The sequence below is a fragment of the Stenotrophomonas maltophilia group sp. msm1 genome (genome assembly GCF_032025805.1).
In the GTDB taxonomy this organism is placed as follows: domain Bacteria; phylum Pseudomonadota; class Gammaproteobacteria; order Xanthomonadales; family Xanthomonadaceae; genus Stenotrophomonas; species Stenotrophomonas hibiscicola.
The window spans coordinates 157,351-177,450 of sequence record NZ_JAVSKH010000002.1; the positions used below are offsets into that span (position 1 = coordinate 157,351).

The window sequence follows — 20,100 nt, forward strand, 5'->3', positions numbered from 1 at the left end:
ATCAGGCGGGGCGGATCTCCAGCTGCGGCATCAACTGGAACTCGGGCGTGTCCCCTTCACGCCGCCGCGGCAAGGCCTGGATGCTCGCCAGCATTTCCTGCGCGCAGGCGCGGATGCGTGCATGGTGTTCCGGCGACGCGTGGCTGATCAGGCTGCCCACATGGAATTCAAACACGTCCTCCAGTACGTCGGGCTGGTCCTCGTGCAGCATCTGCAGCAGACCACGCAGCTTGCAGATTTCCGATTCCAGCTCCTCGACCGCGAACAACATGGCGTCCTCCTCTTCAACAACAGGCGGCGCGTCCGGGCCGCAACAGGCCGCGACGGCAGCGCCGCCCGGGCCACGCGCGATGTCGATCACGGAAAGGAAAACGGGCGACGCGCAATCGCGTGCAACCCACTTCTCGCATATCTGTAGTGACGCAGCCGTTAATTCACGTGACGACGCGCCTCACGCACTGGCCGTGATCGCGTTGCTGGGAGGCATTGCCATCGACGTGCCCAGTTCGTTGACGAATGCCGGGTCCAGTTGGAGCGAGCCAAGCCAGCCATGCTGCGTGCCACTGAGTATGCGCAGCATATGCCCACGGCCACCGGGCAGGCGCCCCATCGGGCCAAGCAGCACATCACGCGCTTTCGCCCAAGCGTCGCGGTCGGACTGGAACAGTGGCGTCAGCCAGCGGCTCCAGCGCTGGTACACGGCCACATGCGCGCGCCGCTGCGCTTGGTAGGCCTGCAATGCCGCCGCACTGCCGCCATGGCTGCGCACGGCATCGCGCAGTGCCAGCGCATCGAGCAACGCCATGTTCACACCCTGCCCCAGCTGGGGGCTCATCGCATGCGCCGCATCACCGGCCAGCACCATGCGGCCTTGGTGCCAACGTGTCATCACCGCATCACGGTAAACGGCGCGCGCCATCTGGCCGGCATCGCGCAGATGGGCGAAGCGCGCACTGGCCTGCGGCCACAGCGCATGCAGTTCATCCAGCCAGGGCGCCATACCTTCGGCCTGCCACCGATCGAAATCGGCGCGTGGCAGGCTCCAGAAGAAGCTCAGGCGCGGCGTGTCATCACCGGGGCGGGTACCGACCGGCAGCAGCCCGATCATCTTGCGCGCGGCCACGTAGCGCTGGCGCAGCTCGCTCATGTGCGGCCAGTCCTCGGCCGGCAGCAGGCACCACAGCGCGCCCCACGGGTAAACCCTGTCCAGCGCGATGCCCCGCTCGACGCCGCCGCGCAGCGTTGAAGCTGCACCATCGGCAGCCACCACAAGGTCGAACGGTCCGTGCTGGCGCCCCTCGCTGTCGCGCAAACGCCCGTGTGCGGCGTCGACGGAAACGATGGTGGTGCCGACATGCAGCTGGCCGGCGCCATCGCGGGCCTGGTCCAGCAGCGAAAACAGCGCCCCGCGCTGCATGCCCAGCCCATGCAGGCGTGCATCCAGCCCGGCGTAGGCCATGTCCATCACCGCGCGCTCGCACGGCGTGTCGCCATACAGGCGGTGCACCGGCGCGGCATGTGCACGCACGGAATCAAGCAGGCCCATCTGCCACAGTACCTGCAGGCCGCTGGGCTGCAGCAGGAAGCCGGCGCCAACCGGTCCCGGCGTGGGCACGCGTTCGAAGATCTCCACCTCGTGGCCGTCACGGGTGAGCAGGATGGACACTGCCTGTCCAGCGGTGCCGTAGCCGATCACGGCGATGCGCAGTCGTTCCTTCATGGGCGCATTGTGCCCGAGGTGGGTGGATCGCGAACGGGCCGCGAGCATGCCGCGCAAAAAAAACCCCGCCGGAGCGGGGTTTTCAACGCACTGTCGAGTGGATCACTCGGCCGGCGTGATGTTCGAAGCCTGGGCACCCTTCGGGCCCTGGGTCACGTCATAGGTGACACGCTGGCCTTCCTGCAGGCTGCGGAAGCCCTTGGAGTTGATGGCGGAGAAGTGCGCGAACACGTCGGCGCTGCCATCCTCCGGCGAGATGAAGCCAAATCCCTTGGCGTCGTTGAACCACTTGACGGTACCGTTCGGCATGGTGATGCGAGACCTTATGCAATGAATGGGTGGTGTACGCTGAACCCGCGCACAAGCTGAGTATGCAAAGCTTGCTCGGCGAAGACAATCACCCCCGTGCCAATTCACCTACCAGTTCCGGAAGTCCGTTGCTGGCGACCTGCACGTTGGCAAGTACTTCAGCCATCGTGATCTCTTCACCATCGCCACAGCCGGCAGCCCAGTTGGCGATGATCGCCAGGCAGGCGTAATCCAGCCCCAGCTCCCGTGCCAGTGCGGCTTCCGGCATCCCGGTCATGCCCACCAGATCGCAGCCGTCGCGGCGCATGCGGGCGATCTCGGCGATGGTTTCCAGGCGCGGGCCCTGCGTTGCGCCGTAGCAGCCGCCGTCATGGACCGTGACACCGGTCACTTTCGCAGCGGCCAGGATCTTGCTGCGCAGCATCGGCGTATAGGGGTGGCCGAAATCGACGTGGACCACGTCGGTGCCTTCTTCTTCACAGATCGTGCTGATGCGGCCCCAGGTGTAGTCGATGATCTGATCCGGGCAGGCCAGCACGCGCGGACCAAAGTGTTCGGTGATGCCTCCCACCGTGTTCAACGCCAGCACGCGCTGCGCGCCCAGTTGCTGCAGTGCGGCCAGGTTGGCGCGGTAGTTGATCTTGTGCGGCGGCAGCGAATGGCCCTCGCCATGCCGCGCCAGGAACGCCACGCGGTGTCCAAGCAGCGTACCGACGCGTACCGGGCCGGACGGGCGGCCGAAGCGGGTGTCGACCTCGTGGGTCTGCACGTCGTCAAGCTTGGCCAGGTTGTAGACACCGGTACCGCCGATCACGGCCAGGGCGATCTGTTGCATTCAAAGCACTCCATGAAAAGACCAACGCCGGCACCCGAGGATGCCGGCGGCAGAAGAAGACGCGCCGCGGGCGGCTGCGCCGTTATTCCTTCATCGCGTAGATGGCCGGCACGCAGCGCAGGGTTTCATTGACGTCCATGCCGAAGCCGAACACGTAGCGGTCCGGCAGTTCGATGCCGGCGTAGTCGGCGGTCACGTCCGGCAGCGCGCGGTCGTGCTTCTTCACCGTCATCGCGGCGATGCGCACGTCGGTCGCGCCCTGTTCCAGGCACCAGGTGCGCACGCCCTGCAGGGTGTAGCCCTCGTCCAGGATATCGTCGACCAGCAACACGCGGCGGCCGAACAGCGAGGTCGCCGGCTTGTGCTTCCAGACCAGGTCGCCGCCGGTGGTTTCGCCGCGGTAACGGGTGGCGTGCAGGTAATCGAACTGCACGTCCTGGCCGCGCGCGCCCAGCTCCAGCGCCAGCTGGCCGGCGAACGGCAGCGCGCCGTGCATGATGGACAGGAACAGCGGCACCTCGCCCTTGTAATCGCGCGCGATGGCGTCGGCGATACCAGCGATGGCCTTGTCGATGGTGGGGCGGTCGACCAGCAGGTCAGCCTGGGCCAGGGCCTGGGAAATGGTGAGGTTGGGCATCAGACGATTCTTCCAAGGGTTTCAATCAGACGGGATTGGGTGTGGCCATGGCGGGCATCGGCCAGCAGGCCATCCCAGCCAAGCGCGCCGCGGCCGAGCAGGCCCAGCAGCGCAGCAGTATTGAGGGAGCGCCCCTGCACCGCGTGCAGGGCTTCATCAACCAGCTCCGGGTGGCAGACCAGCACCACGTCGCAGCCGGCGTCCAGGTGTGCGTGCACGCGCGCGGGCACGCCACCGGCACTGTGCGAGGCGGCCATGCCGATGTCATCGGAGAACACCACGCCGCGGAAGCCGAGCTCGCCACGCAGGATGTCCTGGATCCAGCGCGGCGAATAGCCAGCCGGTTCAGGCGCAATCTGCGGGTAGATCACGTGCGCCATCATCACCGCGTCGGCACCGGCGGCGATGCCGGCCTGGAATGGCACCAGGTCCTGCGCGCGCAGCTCGTCCAGCGCGCGCGGATCGATCGCGGTATCCACGTGGGTGTCTTCCAGCACGGTGCCGTGGCCGGGGAAATGCTTGAGCGTGGCGGCCATGCCGACCGCATGCATGCCACGCACATAGGCTGCGGTGAACGCCGCAACCACCTGCGGGTCTTCGCTGAAGGCGCGGTTGCCGATGGCGCGGTTGCCGCGGCCAAGATCGACCACCGGCGCGAAGCTGAGGTCCAGCCCGCTGGCGCGGACTTCACTGGCCATCAGCCAGGCGTGCTGCTCGGCCAGCGACAGGGCCTGCTGCGGGTCGGTGGCGTACAGGGCACCGATGTCCTGCAGTGGCGGCAGATCACTGTAACCTTCGCGGAAGCGCTGTACGCGGCCGCCTTCCTGGTCCACGCAGATCAGCTGCGGGCGCGGCGCAGCGGCGCGGATCGCCGCGCTCAGATCGGTTACCTGCTGGCGCGAGGCGAAGTTGCGCTTGAACAGCACCACCCCGGCCACGGCATCGTGCTGCAGCCAGTCACGTTCCTGGGTGGTCAGTTCGGTGCCGGCAACGCCGATCAGCAGCATGGTTGATCTCCACAACGCGCGCCCGCATGGCGCAGTGCCGCATTGTCGCAGAACCGGCCGACAGGCGCAGTGGTCAAGGGGAAAAGGGAAACGCGGGGCTCTGCCCCGGTCTGCTCAGACCCTGCAGCCGTCCGGGCCGCAGGCCTCGTCGTCGCCAGCCGGGGCGGCCGGGGGCCCCTGTTCGGCCGCGATCTGGCGCAGCGCGTTGGCAAAGCCTTCTGGCGGCTGCGCCCCGGAGATCGCCCACTTCCCGTCGATGACAAAGGTCGGCACGGAGGAAATGCCCAGCGCATGGGCCTGGCCGAGCTTGGCCTCGACCTCGGCCAAGCCACGGTCCGAGGCCAGCATCTGCGCGATTTCGCCACCGTCCAGGCCGCCAGCCACGCCGGCCTTCACCAGTACAGCGTTGTCGGCCAGGTTCTGGCCATGTTCGAAGTGGGCGCGGAACAGCGCCTCGCTGACCGCATCCTGCACGCCGTGCTCGCCGGCCAGCCACAGCACTCGGTGCGCCGGCAGCGTGGTCACCCGCACCTGGCGCTGGTTGAAATCCATCGGCAGCCCCTCCGCGCGTGCGGTGGTCTGGGTCTGGCCGAGGATCTGCTCGGTGCGCTCGACGCCCCCGAACTTGCGCGCATAGGCATCGCGCAGCGGCACCGGGGTGTCGTCCGCATCCGGGTCCAGCTGGAACGGCTGCCAGTGGATATCGAGGTCAGGCGCGTGCTCGCCCAGCAACTGCACACCCTGCTGGAAACGATGCTTGCCGATCCAGCACCAGGGGCAGACCACGTCGGAATAGATGTCGATTCTCATCCCCACCACATGGGGACCGCCTTCCTCGATAAAAGGGGACGGAGGGGATCAAGTCGCTTTCCGCACAGGCGGGGTAAAGACGACTTAATCCCCTCCGTCCCCTTTTTGGGGGTTCACCACTGTGAATACGGGCGGCTGGCCAGGGCAACGTTGTAGTAGCGGGCGTCATCGGTCACTTCGGCACCGACCCAGTCCGGCAGGTCGATGGCTTGGTCGGCGCTTTCCAGCTCGACTTCAGCCACCACCAGGCCGGCGTTGTCACCGAGGAACTCATCCACTTCCCAGGTCAGGCCGGCGTGTTCGACCAGATGGCGGCGCTTGTCGATCAGGCCGCCGACACACAGCGCCAGCAATGCGCGCGCGTCCTCCACCGGGATCGGGTAGTCGAACTCCTGGCGGGTATGGCCGAGGGTGCGCGACTTCAGGTTCAGCGCGGCGTGGTCGCCTTCGATGCGCACGCGCACCGAGGCGTTCTGGGTGCCGCGGTCGAGCGCGCCCATGTCGTTGATGTAGCCCTGCGCCATCGGGATCACCCGATGCGCGGCGGTGCGCCAGCCATCGCTGCTGACCAAGAATTTGCGTTCGATTTCGATGCCCATGGCGCAATTATGCGCCACGGGTGATGACCGCTGCTCAGCGCTTTTCGAATACCGCGATGCTTTCCACGTGCGCGGTGTGCGGGAACATGTCCATGGCGCCGGCGCTGACCAGGGTGAAGCCCTGTTCGTTGACCAGATAGCCGGCATCGCGTGCCAGCGAGCCCGGGTGGCAGCTCACGTAGACAATGCGCTTGAACTGCTTCAGCGGCAGCTGCTGCAGCACTTCGATCGCGCCCGAGCGCGGCGGATCCAACAGCAGCTTGTCGAAGCCCTGGCGCATCCACGCCGTGCTGCGCTGGTCCTGGGTCAGGTCGGCGCTGAAGAACTGGGCGTTGGCCAGGCCATTGCGCTCAGCATTCTCACGGGCGCGCGCGACGAGGCCGGCATCGCCTTCCACGCCAACGACCTCGCGCACGCGGCGGGCCAGCGGCAGAGTGAAATTGCCCAGGCCGCAGAACAGGTCCAGCACGCGCTCGTCCTCACCCGGCTCCAGCAGATCCAGGGCATGGGCGATCATCTTTTCGTTGAGCTTGGCGTTGACCTGGATGAAGTCCAGCGGGCGGAATGCCAGTTCCACATCCCAGGGCGCCAGCCGGAACGACAGGGGCACACCCTGCCCGTCCAGCGGCTGCACGGTGTCCACGCCACCGGACTGCAGGTAGATCACGAAGCCATGCTGCTGGCCGAAGGCAGCCCAGGCCGCACGGTCCGCATCGCTGAGTGGCTGCAGGTGGCGCACGGTCAGGACCACGGCCTGGTCGCCGGCGATGAACTCAATCTGCGGGATATCGCGCTTGCCATCGAGCGATTCGATGAAGGTGGACAGCGCCTCGACCTTGGTGCCGATCTCCGGGATCACGGTCAGGCACTGGCTGAGGTCGGCGACGAAACGCGGATCCTGTTCACGGAAGCCGACCAGGGTCTTGTCCTTCTTCTCGACCCGGCGCACGGAGAAGCGGCCCTTGCGACGGTAACCCCAGCTGTCGCCGACCAGCGGCGCAAGCACGGTGCCCGGCTTCACATGGCCGATCCGCTCCAGGTTGTCCATCAGCACGCGCTGCTTGGCGACGATCTGCTGGTCTTCGTCCAGGTGCTGCAGCACGCAGCCGGCGCAGGTGCCGAAATGCGGGCACTTCGGGGTCACGCGCTGCGGCGAGGCCTGCAGAACTTCCAGAGTGCGCGCTTCGTCGAAATGGCGGCTGCGGGCCGTCTGTTCGGCCGTCACCACCTCACCCGGCAGGGCACCGCAGACGAAGGTGACCTTGCCGCCCTCGCCTTCACGGCGGGCGACGCCGCGACCATCATGGCTGAGGTCGAGGATTTCGGTCTGGAACGGGGTACGGTCGATGCGGGAGCGGGATCGGGCCACGTGGCAACAGGCTGCGGGCAAAAATGGGGGCGTATTGTCGCAGATCCTGACCGGCAGGGTCCGGACCCGCTTGCGCCCGCCGCCGCCGTGCTTGATGATTGCAGCAGCTGACATGGAGGCAGCCCTGATGCAGATGACCCCGCGGGCCAGCCGGCCCCGCTTCCTGCTTGTCGAGGACGACATCATCAGCCGCGGTTTTTTCAAGGCGGCGTTGGAAACGTTACCGGCGTGATGTGGACACCGCAGATTCGCTGGCCAGCGCTTTGGCCAGCGCCGAACCCGGCGCGCACGACCTGTGGCTGATCGACGTCAACCTGCCTGACGGCAATGGCGCGCAGCTGCTGCGCGAACTGCGCCGTTCACATCCCGACACCCCGGCGTTGGCACATACCGCTGACGGTGACACGTCCATCCATGCCCGCCTGCGCGAAGCTGGCTTCAGCGACACCCTGGTCAAGCCGCTGGGCCGCGACCAGTTGCTGAAGGCGGTGCGCCGCGCACTGGTGAACAGCCCGGCGGGGATCTCCGTTGCCCCGGCCCCGGCAGCGGTCGAGCTGCAGGTGCAGGACTGGGACGAGACAGCGGCACTGGCCGCGCTCAATGGCCAGCGCAACCACTTGATCGCCCTGCGCGAACTGTTCCTGGCCGAGCTGCCGGGGGTGCGTGACGCGGTCGAGCAGGCGGTGGACCAGCATGATGAGCGTCAGCTGCGCAGCCAGTTGCACCGGTTGCAGGCGAGCTGTGGGTTCGTGGGCGCGGCACGCTTGGCCCGGGCGGTGCGCCAGCTGCATCATGCGCCGGAGTCCGGGCAGGCCCAGGATGGGTTCCGCGCGGCGGTGGCGGCCCTGCTGCATTGAGGGTTGTTCGGCAGGGCTGCGCCCTGCACCTGCAGAGGCTTCAAGCCAAGGCAACAGCAACAGCAACAGCTGGCATTCCGTGGGGTGGCGGGGCGGTGTCGGAGCGCGGGGACGCCGTGAACCCGTCCATGGGGGCTTGGCAGCCGCATCCATGCGGCTGACACCCCGCACTCCGACACCGTCCCGCCTCTGACAGATTTCTGCGATCTGGTAGATCCACGCCATGCGTGGATGAATCTCTGTCAGATATCGAAATTCAAACTGGAGGTCAGATCCGTTTTCCGAAGGAAAACGGATCTGACCCCATTGCCATTCCGACAGCTCGCGGAAAACTGTCGAAGGCGGGGTGGGTCCGGTTGCGGGAGTGTCCGCGGCATGGATGCCGCGGCCAAGCCCCCATGGATGGGTTTACGGCGTCTCCCGCAACCGGACCCACCCCGCCTACCCACGAGTAGCCAGCTTTTGCCGTTGCCGTTGATTCGGCAGGTGCAGGGCTGCAAGCCCTGCCGAACACCCCCTACCTGCGGGGTGCGAGCTGCTCGAGCATTTCCCAGGACTTCAGGCCGCGCGGCCCGAGGTGATGGGCCAGCACCCGCCGCATCGGCAGGCGCAGGCTGGCCAGGTCGGCGGCAGCGGGCTCTTCGTCGGCCGCCAACGCCAGCAGCGCCGAGCCAGTGGCCGCCGCCCGGCGCTCCCCGCCGCGCTCGCTCAGCAGTCGCTGCGCGCCTTCCTGAGGATCCAGTTCGTAGCGCGCCGCCGGGTCGATCGGCTGGCCATCGCTGGCGCTGTCCAGATCGAAACCCAGGCCCAGCGCGGACAGCAGCTCGCGTTCGAAGCGACGCAGGGTCCAGGCCAGGCCGGCGCCCACGGCCAGCCGCGCACGTGCCTCGCCGTAGGCCAGGTACAACCCGGGCAGCGGGTCCTGGCGCGGGGCCAGGCGCAGGGTCAGTTCACTCAGGTAGAAGCCGGCCAACATCGCCTGGCCGACCAGGCGTGGCGCGGCATCCAGCGCCTCGGCACCGCGCAGCTGGGCCAGTTCACCGCGCTGCTGGGCACTGAAGCGGATCCATTGCAATGGCTGCAGGGCAGCGCGCAGCACCTGGCCCTTGGCGGTTGACACACCACGCGCGAGCAGGCCGATACGGCCATGCTGCGCGCTCAGCACTTCGACCAGCAGGCTGGTCTCGCGGTAGGCCCGTGCATGCAGCACGAAGCCGGTGTCGTCCTCGATCAGCATCGAAGCGACCGCAACGACTTACTCGTAACCGAAGGCCTTCAGTGCGGCCTCGTCGTCGGACCAGCCTTCACGCACGCGCACCCAGGTCTCCAGGAACACCTTGGCCCCGAACAGACGTTCCATCTGCAGGCGGGACTTGGCGCCGATCTCCTTCAGCCGGGTGCCACCCTTGCCGATCACGATCGCCTTCTGGCCTTCACGTTCGACCCAGATAACCGCACCGATGCGCAGCAGGTTGCCATCTTCGGTGAAACGCTCGATTTCCACCGTGGTGGCATACGGCAGTTCCTCGCCGAGCTGGCGCATCAGCTGCTCGCGCACCAGTTCACCGGCCAGGAAACGCTGGCTGCGGTCGGTGATCTCGTCCTCGCCGAACATTGGCGGGGCTTCCGGCAGCAGCTTCAGCACATCGCGCACCAGCGCTTCCAGGCCGTTGCGCTTCTGCGCGGAGATCGGATGCACGGCGGCGAAGTCGCGACCTTCGGTCACCTGCTGCAGGAACGGCAGCAGCGCGCCCTTCTCCTTCAGGCGATCGATCTTGTTGACCACCAGCACCACCGGAATGCCAGCGTCGCGCAGCACATTGAAAGCCAGGCTGTCCTCTTCATCCCAGCGGCCGGCTTCGATCACCAGCAGGCCGGCGTCGACGCCTTCCAGCGAGCCGCGCGCAGCGCGGTTCATCACCCGGTTCATCGCCCGCTTCTGCACCTTGTGCAGGCCGGGGGTGTCGACCAGCACCAGCTGTCCTTCCGGATAGGTGGCGATGCCCAGCAGGCGATGGCGCGTGGTCTGCGGGCGGTTGGAAACGATGCTGACCTTGGCGCCGACCAGGGCATTGGTCAGGGTCGATTTGCCCACGTTCGGGCGGCCGATGACGGCCACGCTGCCGCAATGATGGGAAGTTTGTTCGCTCACTTGGAATCCAGTTGTTCTAGGACGGCCGCAGCCGCCTGTTGTTCGGCAAGCCGCCGCGAGGCGCCTTCGCCCTCGGTGCTGGCGGCCGGGTCGGCTACGTTGCAGCGTACCCGGAAGTGCTTGGCGTGGTCGTCACCGGATTCTGACACCAGCTCGTACTGCGGCAACGCCTTCTGTCGGGCCTGCAGCCATTCCTGCAGGCGGGTCTTGGGATCCTTCTCAGGCCGGCCCGAGGCCGGCAGCGCCTCGATCGAAGCACTGAACCAGGGCAGCACCACTGCCCGGCAGGCCTCGAAGCCGGCATCCAGGTAGATCGCAGCCACCACGGCTTCCACCGCATCGGCCAGGATCGAGTCGCGGCGATGACCACCGGACTTCATTTCGCCCGGGCCCAAGGTCAGCCGCTCGCCCAGTTCCAGGCTGCGCCCGATCACCGCAAGCGCGCCTTCACGCACCAGCTCTGCGCGGGCACGGGTCATCGCCCCTTCGTCGGCCTTGGGCCAGCGCCGGTACAACGCCTCGGCCGCCATCATGTTGACGATGCTGTCGCCAAGGAACTCCAGCCGCTCATTGTGCGGCGCACCGGCACTGCGATGCGTCAGCGCCTGCTTGAGCAGCGCCGGGTCGCTGAAGGCATGACCGATCAGGTCGCCACGTTGGATGAATTTACTGGGCACCGCTTCGTGTCAGGTCCTGGGAAGAATCGAATTTGCCAACCACATCGAGGTTGCCGATCAGCTGACGGCGCACTTCGTAGTTGACCTTGAGGGTCCAGCCATTGTCGCGACGGTCGAACTTCACGTTGGCCGGCTTCACGTTGTCCGAGTAGTTGATGTACAGGCGCTTGAAGAACAGGTCCTGGATGCGCGCCGGCTCCATGCTGCCCACGCCCGGCTCGTTGGCCAGGCTCTTCATCGCCGAGCGCACAGCGTAGTACTCCTGATACATCGGGAACAGCTTCATGCCGATGTAGAGGAAGAAGCCCACCACGATCAGGACCGTCAGGAACGAGGTCAAGGTCATGCCACGCTGCGTGTTCATCGTCTTCATTGCGTTCTCCCCAGATACGCGTTGGATGTGAAGGTACTCAGTTGATGCTCGAGCCGATCCGCGACGGCTCGAAGCCATCCTTGCACAACCAGCCCTGGCAGTTCAGCCAGATCAGGAACGCCTTGCCGCGCAGGTTTTCTTCCGGCAGCAGGCCCCAGAACCGGCCATCATCGCTGTTGTCGCGGTTGTCGCCCATCACCAGGTACTTGCCGGCCGGCACCGTCCACTGGCCCTGGCCGCGCGGATAGTCGGTCTCCAGCACCGTGTGGGTGCGGCCCGGCAGGTGCTCGAGCAGCAGGTTGGCGCCCTCGCCCTGGCCCTTGTGGCCGGCGTAGATACCCTTGTTGTCATACTTCAGCGGCTCGCCGTTGAGGATCACGCCGTCGCCTTCAAAGACCACGGTGTCACCCGGCACGCCGATCACGCGCTTGATGAAGTTCTCGCCCTTGGCCGGATCGTTCTCGCCATGGCCGGGGAAGTGGAACACCACCACGTCACCACGCGACGGCTCGCCAAACGGCACGATCTTGGTGTTGCTGATCGGCAGGCGCAGGCCATAGGAGAACTTGTTGACCAGGATGAAATCGCCAATCAGCAGGTTCGGCATCATCGAACTGGATGGAATCTTGTACGGCTCCGCAATGAAGCTGCGCACGACCAGCACGATCGCCAGCACCGGGAAGAACGCACGCGAGTAATCCACCAGCACCGGCTCGGAATCGAGCAGGCCCGCGCGCTGGGCGCGACGCTTGGCGAGGTACAGCTTGTCCGCAAGCAGGATCAGGCCCGAGGCCAGGGTCAGCACGACCAGGAGGATCTCAAACAGTTTCATTCAGGGTCCTTTGCAACGTCACCAGACGACCGGCCCCGCAGGGCCGGTGCGGGCTTACTTGTTGTCCATCTGCAGCACGGCCAGGAACGCTTCCTGCGGGATCTCCACGCGGCCGACCTGCTTCATGCGCTTCTTGCCTTCCTTCTGCTTTTCCAGAAGCTTCTTCTTGCGCGAAACGTCGCCACCATAGCACTTGGCCAGCACGTTCTTGCGCATGGCCTTGACCGTGGTGCGGGCGATGATCTGCGAGCCAACGGCGGCCTGGATGGCCACGTCGAACATCTGGCGCGGGATCAGGTCCTTCATCTTTTCGCACAGCTCGCGGCCGCGGCGGTCGGCATGGCTGCGGTGCACGATCAGCGACAGGGCATCGACCTTGTCGCCGTTGATCAGCACGTCCACGCGCACGAACGGGCCGGCGTCGAAGCGCACGAAGTGGTAGTCCAGCGAGGCATAGCCACGGCTGACCGACTTCAGCTTGTCGAAAAAGTCCAGCACCACCTCGGCCATCGGCAATTCATAGCTGATCTGCACCTGGCTGCCCAGGTAATTGATGCCGATCTGGCTGCCGCGCTTTTCTTCGCACAGCTTGATGATGTTGCCGATGTACTCCTCGGGAGTGAGCACGTTGGCACGGATGATCGGCTCGCGGATCTCCTCGACCTGGTTCACCGGCGGCAGCTTGGCCGGATTGTCCATGTTGATGATCGAGCCATCGGTCTTCAGGACCTCGTACACCACCGTCGGCGCGGTGCTGATCAGGTCCAGGTTGTATTCGCGCTCCAGGCGCTCCTGCACGATCTCCATGTGCAGCATGCCCAGGAAGCCGCAGCGGAAGCCGAAGCCCATCGCCTCGGAGCTTTCCGGCTCGAAACGCAGCGCGGCGTCGTTCAGGCGCAGCTTGTCCAGCGCTTCGCGCAGGTCCGGGTAGTCCTCGGCGTCGACCGGGAACAGGCCGGCGAACACGCGCGGCTGCATTTCCTGGAAGCCCGGCAGCGGCTTCGGGGCCGGGTCGCCGGCCAGGGTCAGCGTGTCGCCGACCGGCGCACCGTGCACGTCCTTGATGCTGGCGGTGACCCAACCCACTTCACCGGCCTTCAGCGCCGGCAGCACCTTGCGCTTCGGGGTGAACACGCCAACGTTGTCGACCTGGTGGTTGCGGCCGGTGGACATCACCTGCAGCTTGTCACCGGCCTTGATCTCGCCCTGCATCACGCGCACCAGCGACACCACGCCCAGGTAATTGTCGAACCACGAATCGATGATCAGCGCCTGCAGCTTGTCGGTGTCGCGCGGCGCCGGCGGCGGGATGCGGTGCACGATCGCTTCCAGCACATCCTGCACGTTCAGGCCGGTCTTGGCGCTGACCGGCACCGCGTCGGAGGCGTCGATGCCGATCACGGCCTCGATCTCGGCCTTGGCGCGCTCGATGTCGGCGGTGGGCAGGTCGATCTTGTTGATCACCGGCACCACTTCCAGGCCCTGCTCCACCGCGGTGTAGCAGTTGGCCACCGACTGCGCTTCCACGCCCTGGGCGGCATCGACCACCAGCAGCGCGCCTTCGCAGGCGGCCAGCGAGCGGCTGACTTCATAGGAGAAGTCGACGTGGCCGGGGGTGTCGATGAAGTTCAAGTGGTAGGTCTGCCCGTCCTTGGCCAGGTACGGCAGCGACACCGACTGCGCCTTGATCGTGATGCCACGCTCGCGCTCGATCGGGTTGGAGTCGAGCACCTGCGCTTCCATCTCGCGGGCCTGCAGGCCACCACAGAGCTGGATGATGCGGTCGGCCAGCGTGGACTTGCCGTGGTCGACATGGGCGATGATGGAGAAGTTGCGGATGTTCCGCATCGAATCAGAAGACATAGGTGGCGGCGGCGCGCGGCGTCGTCAGGGTAACGGTCGATTATCGCATGCCCGGCGCCCGCCCGCGAAAACGGCCTCATCGAGCCGGGCCCGGAATGGCCGAAGCCCCGCCGGGGCGGGGCTTCGGGGGAACCACGTGGCCGCCGGGGCGGCCCTGCACCGGCCTTATTGGCCAGCCTTGACCGCTACGAACGCGCTGTTGCCGCTGCCGGTGCGCACCAGCAGCATCACCACGTCGCCCTTCTTGTAGCTGGACAGCGCACGGTTCAGCGCGTCCACGCTGCCGACCTGGGTGCTGGCTACCTGCAGGATCACCATGCCCGGAGACAGGCCCGCATCGCGCGCGCCCTGGCCCTTGACCCCGGTGATGCGCACGCCCTCGCCCGATTCCAGGCCCAGCTGCTTGCGCTGCGGCGCGGTCAGGTCACTGACGTCCAGCCCCAGCAGGGCGTTGGCGCCGGCCTGTGGAGCCGCATCGCTGTTGACGGCAGCCGGGCCACGCGAACTGGCCTGGGCATCTTCGGTCAGTGCGGTCAGGGTGGCGCTGAGGTCGCGCGGCTTGCCATCGCGGATCACGCCCAGGGTGACCCGGCTGCCCGGTGCCATCGCGCCGATCAGCGGGGGCAGGTCGGACCAGCTGTTGACCGGCGCGCCGTTCACCGAACGGATCACATCGCCGATCTTCACCCCGGCCCGGGCTGCAGCCGAGTCCGGCACGATCTGGTTGACCAGGGCGCCGCGGCTGTCCGGCAGGCCCATCGCCTGCGCTTTCAGGCCGTCGATTTCCTGCACCACCGCGCCGAGCTGGCCACGGGTGACTTTGCCGGTCTTCTTGATCTGCTCGACCGCGCTCATCGCCAGGTCGATCGGGATCGCGAAGCTGATGCCCATGTAGCCGCCCGAAGCAGAGAAGATCTGCGAGTTGATGCCGACCACTTCGCCACGCGTGTTCAGCAGCGGGCCACCGGAGTTGCCCTGGTTGATCGCCACGTCGGTCTGGATGAAGGGCACGTAGCGCTGGTCCGGCCCGCCGGTGCTGCGGCCAAGGGCACTGACCACGCCGGCAGTGACCGAGTGATCGAGGCCGAACGGCGAGCCGATCGCGACCACCCATTGGCCCGGCTTGAGGGAGTTGGAGTCGCCAACGCGCACGGTCGGCAGGTTCTTGCCGTCGATCTTCAACAGCGCGACGTCGTACTGCTGGTCGCTGCCCACCACTTTCGCGGTGAACTCACGGCGGTCGCCCAGCTTGACCTTCACCTCGCTGGCATCGGCCACCACGTGGTAGTTGGTCAGTACATAGCCATCGGGCGAGATGATGAAGCCCGAGCCCATGCCACGGCCCTTGATGCTGGGGCCGCCATCCGGCCCACCCGGCCCCTGCCCGGGCATCGGGAAGTCCGGGCCGAAGAAGCGGCGGAAGAACTCCGGCATGTCATCGTCGCCCATCGGGCCGCGGGCGACCTGGCGGTTGTTGCGGACGATGGTGGTGTCGACGTTGACCACGCCCGGGCCGACCTGTTCGACCAGATTGGTGAAGTCGGGCAGGCCGCTGACCAGCGGCTGCGCCGGTGCCCGCGCTGCTGCAGCTGGCGCAGGCTGGGTCTGCGCGGCAGGCGCGGGGGCCTGTGCGCAGGCCACCAGGGGAAGGGTCAGGGCCAGCAGACCCATGGCCTGCGTGCGGAGTCGGGGAGTCATCGGACGGCAACCTCCGGATCGGATGGAAAGAGGAATACGGACCCCGCCGGCGGCGGGGCGTGAAAGCGCCCGGCTCAGTCGCGCGGGCGCGGCGGCACCGGCAGGTCGTCCTGCAGGCGCGGCTCGAACGGATAGAACGCCGCGCCGCCGGCATGGGCCGGGAAGCTGGCATTGAGTGCGCCACCGGCAGCGGGCGCCAGGCTGGAGCGCGGCCACGGCCGGGCCTGCAGTCCGCCCACCTCGCCGAACGGCAGGTTGCGGCTGGCGTTGGCCGGCACGGTCGGGGTCAACGGCGCCGGCGCTGCGGCGACGGCCCGTTGCGGGGCCTCGTCGCGCTGGGCGGCACGCGCAGCCTGCTGGGTACGCGTGGCGCTGGCACGGCGGGCGTCCTGACGACGGCTGGAAGCGGCCATCGCCACAGCCGGCGCAGCAGCCACGGCCATCGCGGCCGTCTCCACCGAAGCCTCGGTCACCGGGGCCGGCGTGGTGGGCGCCGGCGCCAGCTCCGCCTGGCTGGCGATCACCTGCGGCGCCAGCGGTTCACCCGGCGTGGCCTCCTTCAGCTTCTCGCCGCCGATGAACAGCGCGACGGCGGCCACCGACGCGGCCAGGGCGGCGCCGCCGCCCCAGGCCCGCCAGCCACTGCGGCGTACCTGGCGACGCGGCTCGACCTGCGGCGCCGGTTCGGCCGCGATGGCGGCGGCCACGGCCGCGCTGAAGCCGGCCGGCGCCAGCGCCGACGCGTGCCCGCGCATCACGTCGCCCAGCAGCTGCCAGCGTTCCTGGCATCCGGCCAGCTCGGGGTCGTGCTCCATCCGGCGCAGCAGGAAGCGCGCTTCGTCGGCGCCCAGCTCACCATCGACCAGGGCCGACAGCTGCTCGCGATGGCGCTGGTCCAGGCGCTGTCCGGCGGGCGATTGGTGGTTCTGCGATTCGTTGAACGGTTTACTGGTCATACGCGGCTCTTCTCACGGGTGGCGCTGCCGATGTCCAGCAGCGGCCGGAGTTCGGTGTCGATCGCCTCGCGCGCCCGGAAGATCCGTGAACGCACCGTGCCGATCGGGCACCCCATCTTCTGCGCGATATCCTCATAGCTCAGGCCTTCCACCTCGCGCAGGGTGATTGCCGACCGGAGTTCTTCCGGCAGCGCGTTGACGGCCTTCATTACCGTCTGTTCCAGCTCCTGGCGCATCAACTCGCGTTCGGGCGTGTCGGTGTCGCGCAGGCGGGTACCGGTGTCGAACTGTTCGGCGTCGCCGATGTCGATGTCATCGGTCGGCGGCCGTCGATTGTGAGAAGCCAGGTAGTTTTTGGCGGTATTCACGGCGATTCGATGCAACCAGGTTGAGAACTGGGCGTCGCCACGGAAACTCCCGATCGCGCGGTAGGCGCGGATGAAAGTGTCCTGGGCGACGTCCTGACATTCGCTCCAGTCGGCGATGTAGCGACCGACCAGGGCCACCACCCGATGCTGGTACTTGCGCACCAGGACATCGAAGGCGGCACTCTCGCCGTGCTGCACGCGCCGGACCAGTTCCAGATCCAGCTCCTGTGGTGTATCAACCTCGGCCATGAGGGGCCGCACTCCTGTCAGCCCAACCGACGTCGGGCAATGAGACTGCCAATCCCGGGAAAAGTTCAGTCGCCGATCACCTGGCGCCGCACCAGCTTTTAACCACCGTTCCGTTAGCGTCCCGGTCCACGGCCATGGATCCGGGGGCGCCACTCCCCTGCTATTGGGATTTGACGCGGGGGAAACAACCTCTGGATCATAGCCGCTTCTCCATACACAACCGGATGGAACGTCCATGCTCTCAGGCTTCGATGGTCTCCGCTTCAGCCACTGGCACCCCGAGATCCGCGACGACGGCGTGGTGGTTCTCTCCCTGGATCGTCAGGACAGCAGCGTCAACGCCATGTCGCAGGACGTGCTGCTGGAGCTGGGCGACCTGCTTGAGCGCATCGCGCTGGATCCGCCCAAGGGCGTGGTGATCCAGTCGCTGAAGAAGGCCGGCTTCATTGCCGGTGCCGACCTGAAGGAGTTCCAGGAGTTCGACCGTCGCGGCACTGTCAACGACGCGATCCGGCGTGGCCAGGCCACCTACCAGAAGCTGGCCGAACTACCCTGCCCGACCGTGGCGGCGATCCATGGCCACTGCCTGGGAGGCGGCATCGAACTGGCGCTGGCCTGCCGCTACCGCGTGGCCTCCAACGACAGCAGCACCCGCATCGGCCTGCCGGAAACCCAGCTGGGCATCTTCCCGGGCTGGGGCGGCAGCGCCCGCCTGCCGCAACTGGTGGGTGCACCGGCGGCGATGGACATGATGCTGACCGGCCGCACCCTGTCGGCGTCGGCCGCGCGGGGGATCGGCCTGGTCGACAAGGTGGTGGCGCCGGCGGTGGTGCTCGACACCGCCGTCGCGCTGGCGCTGTCCGGCACCGCCCGCCCGTTCAAGCAGCGCGCGACGGCCTGGGCCACCAACACCTGGCTGGCGCGCACGCTGCTGGCCCCGCAGATGGTCAAGCAGGTGGCGCGCAAGGCGAAGAAGGACCAGTACCCGGCGCCGTATGCGCTGATCAGCACCTGGCAACGCAGTGGCGGCAAGCCGATCCAGGCGCGTTTGGACGCCGAGCGGCGCGCCGTGGTGAAGCTGGCCAGTACACCGACCGCGCGCAACCTGATCCGTATCTTCTTCCTGACCGAGCGACTGAAGGGCCTGGGCGGTGGTGATTCCGGCATCCGTCACGTGCACGTGGTCGGCGCCGGCGTGATGGGCGGCGACATCGCCGCGTGGGCCGCCTACAAGGGCTTCGACGTGACCCTGCAGGACCGTGAGCAGCGCTTCATCGACCCGGCCATGGAACGCGCGCAGGCGCTGTTCGCCAAGAAGGTGCGTGACGAGAGCAAGCGCCCTGCCGTGGCCGCGCGCCTGCGTGCCGATCTGGAAGGCAACGGCGTGGCCGAAGCCGATCTGGTGATCGAGGCCATCATCGAGAACCCCGAGGCCAAGCGTGCGCTGTACCAGACGCTGGAACCGAAGATGAAGCAGGACGCGCTGCTGACCACCAACACTTCGTCGATCCCTCTGGTGGAACTGCGCGATCACATCCAGCGCCCGGCGCAGTTCGCCGGCCTGCACTATTTCAACCCGGTCGCGCAGATGCCGTTGGTGGAGATCATCCATCACGACGGCATGGCGCCGGAAACCGAACGCCGCCTGGCCGCGTTCTGCAAGGCACTGGGCAAGTTCCCGGTGCCGGTGGCCGGCAGCCCGGGCTTCCTGGTCAACCGCGTGCTGTTCCCTTACATGCTGGAAGCGGCCACCGCGTATGCCGAAGGCATTCCGGGTCCGGTGATCGACAAGGCCGCCGTGAAGTTCGGCATGCCGATGGGACCGATCGAACTGATCGACACCGTGGGGCTGGACGTGGCTGCGGGCGTGGGCCGCGAACTGGCGCCGTTCCTCGGCCTGCAGATTCCGGCGGCCCTGCAGACGGTGGAACAGGACAAGCGCGGCAAGAAGGATGGCCAGGGCATCTACACCTGGGAGAACGGCAAGCCGAAGAAGCCGGACGTGGCCAGCGATTACCAGGCCCCGGCCGATCTGGAGGACCGCCTGATCCTGCCGCTGTTGAACGAGGCGGTGGCGTGCCTGCACGAAGGTGTAGTGGCCGATGCGGACCTGTTGGATGCGGGCGTGATCTTCGGTACCGGTTTCGCGCCGTTCCGTGGCGGCCCGATCCAGCACATCCGTGCGGTGGGTGCCGATGCGATCGTCGAGCGGTTGAAGGCGCTGCAGCAGCGCCACGGCGACCGTTTCGCCCCGCGCCCGGGCTGGGACAACCCCGCCCTGCGCGAACCGGTGGTCTGAGTTTATCGGCCGGGCCTGCGGCCCGGCACCCGCCGAGGCAACGTCAAATGCCACAGCAGAAGCCAGAGCCAAAGCGGCTCTGGCTTTTCTGTTTGTTGGGCGGGGCGGTGTCGGGTTGCGGGGACGCCGTAAACCCGTCCTTGGGGGCTTGGCCGCGGCATCCATGCCGCGGACACCCCGCAACCCGACACCGCCCCGCCCCTGACAGTTCCCCGATGACGGTGGGTCAGCTGCGGTTGCTGTAGGTGTCGACCTTGGTCGACACGCTTGATCCACGCCATGCGTGGATGCGAGCGAAGCGACCGGCGTTTGCTTTTGATTTTCTTTTTCTTCTCCGTGGCTGGACAGCACACGGAAACTGTCAGAGGCCGGGCGGGTGGGTTGCGCAGGGGCGTGAGCCGCATGGATGCGGCGATCGAGCTTACATGGGTGAGGGCGCTTTGCTTGCGAAGCACTGCTTCGCGAGCGACCGAACGCACAGCCGCCAGCG

The 20,100-nt window shown here is 67.1% G+C and carries 19 protein-coding genes and 1 pseudogene; 2 read left to right on the top strand and 18 right to left on the bottom strand.

What is annotated here, in order from left to right; translation table 11 throughout:
- Position 1 precedes the first annotated feature (1 nt).
- The 9 genes from ROV95_RS08355 to rlmD all read right to left on the bottom strand — a co-directional run bounded on the left by ROV95_RS08355 (position 2) and on the right by rlmD (position 7,286).
- Positions 2-271 carry a hypothetical protein gene (locus tag ROV95_RS08355; RefSeq protein ID WP_058982096.1) on the bottom strand — a complete coding sequence of 90 codons (270 nt, stop codon included), beginning with the start codon at positions 269-271 and terminating at the stop codon, positions 2-4.
- Between the two features lie 180 nt (positions 272-451).
- The gene (locus ROV95_RS08360) at positions 452-1,720 is read right to left on the bottom strand and encodes an NAD(P)/FAD-dependent oxidoreductase (protein WP_312543946.1); all 1,269 of its coding nucleotides are present in this window, start codon (positions 1,718-1,720) and stop codon (positions 452-454) included.
- A gap of 102 nt (positions 1,721-1,822) precedes the next feature.
- Positions 1,823-2,029 (bottom strand): cold-shock protein, encoded by a 207-nt coding sequence (locus tag ROV95_RS08365; RefSeq protein ID WP_005410590.1) that lies wholly within the window; start codon positions 2,027-2,029, stop codon positions 1,823-1,825.
- Between the two features lie 88 nt (positions 2,030-2,117).
- Positions 2,118-2,864, bottom strand: coding sequence for an S-methyl-5'-thioinosine phosphorylase (locus ROV95_RS08370; RefSeq protein ID WP_312543948.1), 747 nt, complete (start codon positions 2,862-2,864; stop codon positions 2,118-2,120).
- Positions 2,865-2,946: 82 nt separating this feature from the next.
- A complete protein-coding gene (locus ROV95_RS08375; RefSeq protein ID WP_005410592.1) occupies positions 2,947-3,501 on the bottom strand; it encodes a hypoxanthine-guanine phosphoribosyltransferase in 555 nt (184 codons plus the stop codon).
- Positions 3,501-4,508 (bottom strand): beta-N-acetylhexosaminidase, encoded by a 1,008-nt coding sequence (gene nagZ / locus ROV95_RS08380; RefSeq protein ID WP_312543949.1) that lies wholly within the window; start codon positions 4,506-4,508, stop codon positions 3,501-3,503. Before nagZ ends, ROV95_RS08375 begins: the two co-directional genes overlap by 1 nt.
- A 114-nt stretch (positions 4,509-4,622) precedes the next feature.
- Positions 4,623-5,318 (bottom strand): DsbA family oxidoreductase, encoded by a 696-nt coding sequence (locus ROV95_RS08385; protein WP_312543950.1) that lies wholly within the window; start codon positions 5,316-5,318, stop codon positions 4,623-4,625.
- Between the two features lie 113 nt (positions 5,319-5,431).
- A complete protein-coding gene (locus tag ROV95_RS08390; RefSeq protein ID WP_053500339.1) occupies positions 5,432-5,917 on the bottom strand; it encodes a CYTH domain-containing protein in 486 nt (161 codons plus the stop codon).
- 34 nt (positions 5,918-5,951) lie between these two features.
- Complete coding sequence (gene rlmD, locus ROV95_RS08395; RefSeq protein WP_188239851.1) at positions 5,952-7,286, bottom strand: 23S rRNA (uracil(1939)-C(5))-methyltransferase RlmD; 1,335 nt, start codon at positions 7,284-7,286, stop codon at positions 5,952-5,954.
- Between the two features lie 127 nt (positions 7,287-7,413).
- Here rlmD and ROV95_RS08400 point away from each other — a divergent pair.
- A pseudogene (locus ROV95_RS08400) lies at positions 7,414-8,143 on the top strand (response regulator).
- A 517-nt stretch (positions 8,144-8,660) separates the two neighbouring features.
- On the opposite strand, the gene recO reads toward ROV95_RS08400, so the two are convergent.
- The 9 genes from recO to rpoE all read right to left on the bottom strand — a co-directional run bounded on the left by recO (position 8,661) and on the right by rpoE (position 17,311).
- A complete protein-coding gene (gene recO, locus ROV95_RS08405; protein ID WP_019662165.1) occupies positions 8,661-9,380 on the bottom strand; it encodes a DNA repair protein RecO in 720 nt (239 codons plus the stop codon).
- A gap of 18 nt (positions 9,381-9,398) precedes the next feature.
- Positions 9,399-10,295, bottom strand: a complete 897-nt coding sequence (gene era, locus ROV95_RS08410) for a GTPase Era (RefSeq protein WP_019662166.1) — start codon at positions 10,293-10,295, stop codon at positions 9,399-9,401.
- Positions 10,292-10,972 carry a ribonuclease III gene (gene rnc, locus ROV95_RS08415; protein WP_019662167.1) on the bottom strand — a complete coding sequence of 227 codons (681 nt, stop codon included), beginning with the start codon at positions 10,970-10,972 and terminating at the stop codon, positions 10,292-10,294. Before rnc ends, era begins: the two co-directional genes overlap by 4 nt.
- Complete coding sequence (locus ROV95_RS08420; protein WP_010482821.1) at positions 10,962-11,345, bottom strand: DUF4845 domain-containing protein; 384 nt, start codon at positions 11,343-11,345, stop codon at positions 10,962-10,964. The genes rnc and ROV95_RS08420 overlap by 11 nt, the downstream gene beginning before the upstream one ends.
- A gap of 37 nt (positions 11,346-11,382) precedes the next feature.
- On the bottom strand, positions 11,383-12,177 hold the full coding sequence (gene lepB, locus ROV95_RS08425) for a signal peptidase I (RefSeq protein ID WP_019662168.1): 795 nt from the start codon (positions 12,175-12,177) through the stop codon (positions 11,383-11,385).
- Positions 12,178-12,231: 54 nt separating this feature from the next.
- Positions 12,232-14,025, bottom strand: a complete 1,794-nt coding sequence (gene lepA, locus ROV95_RS08430) for a translation elongation factor 4 (protein ID WP_019662169.1) — start codon at positions 14,023-14,025, stop codon at positions 12,232-12,234.
- 180 nt (positions 14,026-14,205) lie between these two features.
- On the bottom strand, positions 14,206-15,738 hold the full coding sequence (locus ROV95_RS08435; protein WP_227844699.1) for a DegQ family serine endoprotease: 1,533 nt from the start codon (positions 15,736-15,738) through the stop codon (positions 14,206-14,208).
- A 74-nt stretch (positions 15,739-15,812) separates the two neighbouring features.
- Positions 15,813-16,694, bottom strand: coding sequence for a sigma-E factor negative regulatory protein (locus ROV95_RS08440; RefSeq protein ID WP_312543955.1), 882 nt, complete (start codon positions 16,692-16,694; stop codon positions 15,813-15,815).
- The gene (rpoE, locus tag ROV95_RS08445; RefSeq protein ID WP_019662172.1) at positions 16,691-17,311 is read right to left on the bottom strand and encodes an RNA polymerase sigma factor RpoE; all 621 of its coding nucleotides are present in this window, start codon (positions 17,309-17,311) and stop codon (positions 16,691-16,693) included. Before rpoE ends, ROV95_RS08440 begins: the two co-directional genes overlap by 4 nt.
- 235 nt (positions 17,312-17,546) lie before the next feature.
- Between rpoE and ROV95_RS08450 the strand changes: the two genes are divergently transcribed.
- The gene (locus ROV95_RS08450) at positions 17,547-19,610 is read left to right on the top strand and encodes a 3-hydroxyacyl-CoA dehydrogenase NAD-binding domain-containing protein (protein ID WP_312543957.1); all 2,064 of its coding nucleotides are present in this window, start codon (positions 17,547-17,549) and stop codon (positions 19,608-19,610) included.
- Positions 19,611-20,100 lie beyond the last annotated feature (490 nt).

What these genes read in the sequence shown, in the direction of transcription:
- ROV95_RS08355 (WP_058982096.1), bottom strand. Translation starts at nt 271, where the DNA reads ATGTTGTTCGCGGTCGAGGAGCTGGAATCGGAAATCTGCAAGCTGCGT.
- ROV95_RS08360 (WP_312543946.1), bottom strand. Translation starts at nt 1,720, where the DNA reads ATGAAGGAACGACTGCGCATCGCCGTGATCGGCTACGGCACCGCTGGA.
- ROV95_RS08365 (WP_005410590.1), bottom strand. Translation starts at nt 2,029, where the DNA reads ATGCCGAACGGTACCGTCAAGTGGTTCAACGACGCCAAGGGATTTGGC.
- ROV95_RS08370 (WP_312543948.1), bottom strand. Translation starts at nt 2,864, where the DNA reads ATGCAACAGATCGCCCTGGCCGTGATCGGCGGTACCGGTGTCTACAAC.
- ROV95_RS08375 (WP_005410592.1), bottom strand. Translation starts at nt 3,501, where the DNA reads ATGCCCAACCTCACCATTTCCCAGGCCCTGGCCCAGGCTGACCTGCTG.
- nagZ (WP_312543949.1), bottom strand. Translation starts at nt 4,508, where the DNA reads ATGCTGCTGATCGGCGTTGCCGGCACCGAACTGACCACCCAGGAACGT.
- ROV95_RS08385 (WP_312543950.1), bottom strand. Translation starts at nt 5,318, where the DNA reads ATGAGAATCGACATCTATTCCGACGTGGTCTGCCCCTGGTGCTGGATC.
- ROV95_RS08390 (WP_053500339.1), bottom strand. Translation starts at nt 5,917, where the DNA reads ATGGGCATCGAAATCGAACGCAAATTCTTGGTCAGCAGCGATGGCTGG.
- recO (WP_019662165.1), bottom strand. Translation starts at nt 9,380, where the DNA reads ATGCTGATCGAGGACGACACCGGCTTCGTGCTGCATGCACGGGCCTAC.
- ROV95_RS08420 (WP_010482821.1), bottom strand. Translation starts at nt 11,345, where the DNA reads ATGAAGACGATGAACACGCAGCGTGGCATGACCTTGACCTCGTTCCTG.
- lepB (WP_019662168.1), bottom strand. Translation starts at nt 12,177, where the DNA reads ATGAAACTGTTTGAGATCCTCCTGGTCGTGCTGACCCTGGCCTCGGGC.
- lepA (WP_019662169.1), bottom strand. Translation starts at nt 14,025, where the DNA reads ATGCGGAACATCCGCAACTTCTCCATCATCGCCCATGTCGACCACGGC.
- ROV95_RS08435 (WP_227844699.1), bottom strand. Translation starts at nt 15,738, where the DNA reads ATGACTCCCCGACTCCGCACGCAGGCCATGGGTCTGCTGGCCCTGACC.
- ROV95_RS08440 (WP_312543955.1), bottom strand. Translation starts at nt 16,694, where the DNA reads ATGACCAGTAAACCGTTCAACGAATCGCAGAACCACCAATCGCCCGCC.
- rpoE (WP_019662172.1), bottom strand. Translation starts at nt 17,311, where the DNA reads ATGGCCGAGGTTGATACACCACAGGAGCTGGATCTGGAACTGGTCCGG.
- ROV95_RS08450 (WP_312543957.1), top strand. Translation starts at nt 17,547, where the DNA reads ATGCTCTCAGGCTTCGATGGTCTCCGCTTCAGCCACTGGCACCCCGAG.